The organism is Hydrogenophaga sp. (assembly GCF_041633695.1).
Taxonomy (GTDB): Bacteria; Pseudomonadota; Gammaproteobacteria; order Burkholderiales; family Burkholderiaceae_C; genus Hydrogenophaga.
Genome location: NZ_JBFJMY010000243.1, coordinates 1 through 6394, shown reverse-complemented (window position 1 = coordinate 6394; position 6394 = coordinate 1). Strand labels below are relative to the sequence as shown.

Below are 6394 nucleotides of genomic sequence, written 5' to 3'. Positions count from 1 at the left end.
CAGCCGTCGTAACTGCGTCCTTTCGAGCCACAGGGAACAAGTGCACATGTTTGGTGAAGAAATTGGTCACCACTACAATATACTGATTCCCAAGATCGTCCAGGCCCACCTCCGTCAGCAGTTGCATGGCGCGCTCGTCGAGCTGGCGCAGGCTGTGCTCGCTGCGCCAGAAATGAAAAGCCGTGCCCAACTTTCTTTGAAGGCCGATGCGGACGTTCTCGATCAGCGTCATGCGCGGAAAAACGGCCGAAATCTGGAAGGAACGGATCACGCCGCGCCGGGCGATCTGCGCGGGCTGTTCGCGGGTGATGTCATGTCCGTTGAAACGGATCTGGCCCGAGCTGGGCTCCAGAAATTTGGTCAACAGATTGAAGCATGTGGTTTTGCCCGCGCCGTTCGGGCCGATGAGCGCGTGAATGGTGCCGCGCTGAACCTGCAAGCTGACGTCGTTGACCGCTGTGAATCCTCTGAATTCTTTGCTCAGGTGTTGGGTCTCGAGTATGAAGTCGCTCATTTTTTCTGCTCCCGAGAGACAGGCTTGTCGCCGTTCGAAAATATGCGGGCGCGGACCCGCTCGATGAGCGCGGTGAGCTCGCCCATGATGCCGCTGCGAAAAGTCAGCACGCAAACCACGAAGATGAGCCCGGTCACCATGCTGACCGACTCGCCCAGCGCGTTGAACCATTCCAAGCCGGTGTGCGCAGCGACGAATTGCCCGAATTCGCCGATCTTGTTTTCCAGCAGAACCACCACCGCAGCGCCCACGATGGGGCCGGACAGCGTGCCCATGCCGCCCACCAGCGTCATCAGGATCACGTGGCCCGATGCGGTCCAGTGCGCATCGCTGAGCGTGGCGAAACCCAGCACCAGCGTTTTGAGCGAACCAGCCAGGCCCGCCAGCCCCGCAGAGAGCACGAAAGCCAATAGCTTGAAGCGGTTCGTGTCGTAGCCCAGCGATACCGCGCGGGACTCGTTTTCCTTGATGGCCTTGAGCACCTGCCCGTAGGGAGAGTGGATGGTCCGCACAATGACCAGGAAGGCGGCGGTCACGACCGCGAGCGTCACGTAATACATGACGAGGTCGTTTTGCAGGTCGACAAGGCCGAACAGCTTTCCGCGCGGAACACCTTGAAGCCCATCTTCGCCGCCGGTGAAGGGCGCCTGCAGACAGACGAAGAAGAACATCTGCGCCAAGGCCAGCGTGATCATGGTGGAGTAGATACCCTGGCGCCGGATGGCAAAAAAGCCGACCAGCAGCCCCAGCACCGCACCGCTGAGCGTGCCCAGCAGCAGACCCAGTTCCGGCGTCAGGCCCCACGCCTTGATGGAGTGGCCTGCGGCGTAGGCCGCACCGCCGAGGAAGGCGGCATGCCCGAAAGAGAGCAGGCCGGTGTACCCGAGCAACAGATTGAAGGCTGAAGCGAAGAGTGCAAAGCACAGGAGCTTCATGACGAATACCGGGTAAGCGCCCATGGCTGGCGCCACAAGCAGGCCCAGAAAAACCAGGCCGTAACCGATCATGCGAAGTTTGTTGGCGTTCATATTTGATCCTTCACTTTTCTTTGCCGAACAAGCCGGCCGGGCGGATCAAAAGCACGATCACCATGATGACAAACACAACGGTGGACGACGCTTGGGGATAGAAGACTTTGGTGAGCCCTTCGACAACGCCGAGCCCTAGGCCGGTGAGGATGGAGCCCATGATCGAGCCCATACCACCGATCACCACCACGGCAAACACCACGATGATCAGGTTCTGGCCCATGAGCGGCGAGACCTGGTAGATCGGCGCGGCAAGCACGCCGGCGAAGGCCGCCAGCCCGGCACCAAACGCGTAGGTCAGCATGATCATCAAGGGCACATTGACGCCGAAGGCTTCCACCATGCGGGGGTTCTCGGTTCCTGCGCGCAGGTAGGCGCCCAGTCTGGTTTTTTCAATCACGTACCAGGTGGCGGTGCAAACCAGCAAAGACATGACCACGACCCAGGCCCGGTAGTTGGGAAGGGCCATGAAACCGAGGTCTGTGCTGCCCTGCAGCAACTCCGGTGTTTCGTAGTTCAGGCCCGACACGCCATACACCGACCGAAATGCACCTTCAATAAGCAGTGTCAGCCCGAGGGTGAGCAGCAGGCCGTACAAATGGTCGAGCTTGTAGAGCCGCCGCAACAACAGGCGCTCGACCAGCATGCCGAAAATGGCCACCACCACCGGCGCTGCGACCAGCATGATCCAGTAGCTGATCGCCAGGTAGTCCATGGCCATCCAGGTCAGCACCGCTCCCAGCATGAACAGTGCTCCGTGCGCAAAGTTGATGATGTTCAGCAATCCAAAAATAACGGCCAGTCCGAGACTGAGGATGGCGTAGAACGAACCATTGACCAGCCCCAGGAAGAGCTGGCTCAATAAAACGGGTAGGTTGATCTGCATCAGTTGAGACCTCGAGAGATGTTCATGGTGTTGGGTTTTTGTGTGGATGTTTGGATGCCACCGCACGTTGACGACGCATGGCGCTTTCAGGAGCCGCCGTGCGGGCGGGGAAGCGAACTACCATGCCTGCTCCAGGATCTCCAGGAGCTGTTCGGGGCGGGTGATGGGGCGTGGATTGGTTTTCACCATCACGCTTTGCATGGCCGCGGTCGTGATGGCCGCGAAATGCTCGCGACGCACGCCCACATCGCGCAGCCGCGTCGGCAGGCCCAGGTCCGTGGCCAGTTCTTGGATGAGGTCACCGGCAGCGGTATCGGGCCTGCGCAAGGCCTGGCTGATCAAGGCCTGCCGCCCCTCGTTGGCCACTTGGTTGTACCGGAGAACGTTGTGCAGCATGACGCACGATGTATGGCCATGGGGGACGCCCGCGACAGCTCCGAGCTGGTGACCGATGCCGTGACTTGCACCCCATTCGATGCGGTTCAACCCGGTGCAGCAAAGCCAAACGGCCAACTGGCTGTTCAGCCTCGCTTCCAGCAGGCACGGATCGACTTTTGTCTGGCGCAGGGCGTTCGCAAGCATCGGCAAGCCATGTAGGCATGTCGCGTCCGTGAAGGGCTGAGGGTTGCGCGAGCAAATGGTTTCAGCGGCGTGGTCAATGGCGCGCATACCCGTTGAAAGCCACAGCCAGTCGGGCGTGTGCACGGTGATGGCCGGGTCGAGGATCACCCGTTGCGCGCCGATTTCTTTGGCGGTGAACAGGTCCTTGATCTGCCGTTCACTGTCGGTGCACCCGGCCAAGTTGCTGAATTCGGCGCCAGACAGTGTGGTGGGTATGACGATCTGGCGCACGGGTGGTCGCTGGATGGCAGGCAGGTGTTTGCTGCCATCCGCCCGCACGCGGATGGCGAATCCGTCGAGCTGGTCCGGCGATTGCAGTTCTTCTGCGAGGCAGATCAGCAACATCTTGACCGTGTCGATCGGCGTGCCTCCACCTACCGTCACGATCAGGTCGGGTTGTGCCGAACGCACGGCAGCCAATGCGCGAAAAACGCTGTCTCGTGGTACGTGGGCGACACACGCATCGAACAAACCGCAACAGCGATCGCCCAGCGCGTCAGCGATGCTGGTGACCACGTCGGTCTTTCGGCTGAGCGATTGGCTCGACACCAGAAACACCCGTCTGGCGCCCAGTTCTTCCACGGTTTGCACCACGGCCTGGACGCATGGCGTGCCGAACAGCACGCCGTCTTGGGCGAGAAATTCATAGCGGCCGGTTTTGATCATGTGCTTGCCTTTTTTTCGCAGCGGACACGCGCCCGATGAAAGGGGCGTGCCTCGCAATGCCGTTCATCCACGATGAATGGCATGTGTCCATGCGCTGCATGTTTCAGAATTTCTGAGGTCACGGTGCGAGGGCGCTTCCGCGCGAGGCGGGCCTTCGCAGCTGGGTTCAGGCGGGTATGCGGTCGCTGTGCCGTGCGTACTCGCTTGCACGGAGTTCGCGCCGCAGCAACTTCCCGGACGGTGTTTTGGGAATGTCCTGGACAAACTCGACGAGCCGCGGATATTTGTAGGGCGCCGTCGTTTGCTTGACATGCTCCTGGAGCGCCAGCACCAGCGCACTGTCGCCATAAATGCCGCTGCACAGTTTCACGAAGGCCTTGACGACCTCGCCCCTGTCGGGATCGGGGCTGCCGACCACCGCGCACTCCATCACCGCCGGATGCTCCATGAGCGCGTTCTCCACTTCCATGGGGCCGATCCGGTAGCCCGCCGAACTGATGATGTCGTCCGTGCGACCTTGGTAGAAGACGTAGTCCTCTTCGTCGATGACGACCATGTCTCCCGTCAGGAAGTAATCGTGCGATCCACAAGTCAGCCGGGTTTTCTGGGTCAGTGCCGGGTCGTTCCAGTAGCCCAGCATCAATTGCGGATTCGGTAAACGAAGCGCCAGTTGGCCGGCTGTGCCACGGGGGACGATGTCGCCCTGTTCATTCACGGCGACCATCTCGCTTCCAGGAAGCGTGCGTCCCATCGAGCCGGGCTTTTGAATGGAGCGGGTCTGGTTCGCGACGGTCATCAGGGTTTCGGTCTGCCCATACGCTTCGACCAGCGGTATCCCGGTCTGTTCGGTCCAGCGGCGTGCCACGTCTGGATTGACCGACTCACCCGCCGAAACGGCAAGCCGGAGCCGCCACTGGTGTTCACGAATACCCGGCTCGTTGATGAGATGGCGAAATTCGGTGGCGGAGCCGCAAAACACGGTCACGCCGTATTTTTCGATCTTGAGCAAGCGGTCTGCAGGATCGAAGCGGCCGTTATAAAAGAGCACCGCGCTGCCGCAGGACCAGGGTCCCCAGAGAATGCTGGTGCCCGCCTTGCTCCACCCCGTATCGGCCGTGCACCAGATGAGGTCTTGTTCGGTCAGCTCCTGCCAGTACTGGGCCGATACCCGCCAGGAAAACAGGGCGCGGGAGGCATGTGCGACACCTTTGGGCAGACCGGTGGATCCGGACGTGTAGTAGATCACCGCCGGATCATCGAGGTCGGTGTCGTCGCAGGCGAATGCCGCACTGGCACGGCCCATTTCGGTGTTGAAATCCAGCCAGCCAGGCCCGATGTCGGTCGAGACGCCGACGGCCAACCGGGTTGCAATGCCCGATCCGGCGAACTTGCCCGTGTTCGCAGAAGTTGTGACCGCAGCCGTCGCGCCGGCATGCCGGGCCCGGTACGTGACGTCCTTTTCGGTGAGCATGTCGATGCAGGGGATGGGTACCGCCCCCAGCTTGGTACAGGCCACCATGACCAGTTGCCATTGCGGTATTCGGGGCAACATGACGATCACACGGTCGCCCTTTTTCACGCCGCATGCGCGCAGGAGGTTGGCCACCTGGTTCGATTGCTTGCTGACGGCGTTGAACGTGTAGCGCTCCTCCTTCCCGGACTCGTCGCACCAGATCAAGGCTTCCCGGTCGGGTGTTTTAGCCGCCCAGGCGTCAACGACATCGCGGCCGAAATTGAATGTTTTGGGCAAATTCCAGCGGAAAGCCTTGTATTCGTCCAGGTAGCTGTCGTGTTGGATATTCATTTTCTGTCTCCTTGCTGTATCGGGTGCATCTTGGTTCCTGTGGGCTGGCGGATGGCAAGCAGGGTTCAGGCATCAGACGACGTTTCGCTCCCTGAGCGTGGCAATTTCCTGGTCGGTATAGCCAGCACCCAGCAGCGTTTCCTCGCTGTGTTGGCCCAGCATGGGAGGTGCCAGCCTGACGCTTCCGGGTGTTCTGGAAAACTTGATGGGAAAGCCCAGTTGCGGGATGCGGCCTTCGCGCGGGTGGTCGATATGGAACAGCATTTCCCGGTGCTGGAGCTGGGGGTCGGCAAACGCCTCTTTCATGGAGTTCGCAGGCGTGGCGGGGATGTCCGCCGCCTTCAGCCGTTCAAACCATTCTTGAGCGGTTGCGGTGAGGAACAGCGCCCGCACCACGGCGAACTGGCGTTCGCATACCTCGCCCTCGGGCCACTGGTCGGCCTTGAGTTCGGGGTGCCCCACCAGATCACAAAATGCGGCCCAAAAATGCGCTTCGATGGCGCCCAGCGTCATGTGGCGGCCATCGCCGCAAAGGTAGACGTTGTAGCAAGGCGCCGCGCCCAGAAAGGCCCGTTCGCCGCCTTTGGGTTCCACGCCCGCGAAGAGGTAGTCAGCCGCGTGATAAGCCAGCCATGGCACGAGTCCGTCGGTCATCGAAATGTCGACGAACTGCCCTTGGCCGTCGGCTCGGCGAGCCTGCAGCGCCGCCAGTATTCCGAACGCGGCCATGAGCGATCCGCCCCCCACATCGGCAATCGACAGGCCGGGCACGATGGGTCCGGTCGCGGGTGTGCCGAACAGGTGCAGACCGCCTGCAAGCGCCAGGTAGTTCAGGTCGTGGCCCGCCACCTTTGCATAGGGTCCGTCTTGGCCGT

6 protein-coding genes are annotated in these 6394 nt (G+C 61.2%); all 6 read right to left on the bottom strand.

All coding sequences use genetic code 11. From position 1 onward, the window contains the following. A partial coding sequence (locus ABYB95_RS14735; protein WP_372659325.1) for an ABC transporter ATP-binding protein occupies positions 1-514 on the bottom strand: 514 nt, incomplete at its 3' end. After that, positions 511-1542, bottom strand: a complete 1032-nt coding sequence (locus tag ABYB95_RS14730; protein ID WP_372659324.1) for a branched-chain amino acid ABC transporter permease — start codon at positions 1540-1542, stop codon at positions 511-513. The genes ABYB95_RS14735 and ABYB95_RS14730, both read right to left, overlap by 4 nt. 10 nt (positions 1543-1552) lie before the next feature. Then, positions 1553-2428, bottom strand: coding sequence for a branched-chain amino acid ABC transporter permease (locus ABYB95_RS14725; RefSeq protein WP_372659323.1), 876 nt, complete (start codon positions 2426-2428; stop codon positions 1553-1555). Positions 2429-2545: 117 nt separating this feature from the next. After that, entirely contained in the window at positions 2546-3715 is a 1170-nt protein-coding gene (locus ABYB95_RS14720; protein WP_372659322.1) for an iron-containing alcohol dehydrogenase, read from the bottom strand. A gap of 166 nt (positions 3716-3881) precedes the next feature. Then, on the bottom strand, positions 3882-5519 hold the full coding sequence (locus ABYB95_RS14715; protein ID WP_372659321.1) for an acyl-CoA synthetase: 1638 nt from the start codon (positions 5517-5519) through the stop codon (positions 3882-3884). Positions 5520-5591: 72 nt separating this feature from the next. Beyond that, a partial coding sequence (locus ABYB95_RS14710) for a CaiB/BaiF CoA transferase family protein (RefSeq protein WP_372659320.1) occupies positions 5592-6394 on the bottom strand: 803 nt, incomplete at its 5' end.

What these genes read in the sequence shown, in the direction of transcription:
- ABYB95_RS14730 (WP_372659324.1), bottom strand. Translation starts at nt 1,542, where the DNA reads ATGAACGCCAACAAACTTCGCATGATCGGTTACGGCCTGGTTTTTCTG.
- ABYB95_RS14715 (WP_372659321.1), bottom strand. Translation starts at nt 5,519, where the DNA reads ATGAATATCCAACACGACAGCTACCTGGACGAATACAAGGCTTTCCGC.
- ABYB95_RS14725 (WP_372659323.1), bottom strand. Translation starts at nt 2,428, where the DNA reads ATGCAGATCAACCTACCCGTTTTATTGAGCCAGCTCTTCCTGGGGCTG.
- ABYB95_RS14720 (WP_372659322.1), bottom strand. Translation starts at nt 3,715, where the DNA reads ATGATCAAAACCGGCCGCTATGAATTTCTCGCCCAAGACGGCGTGCTG.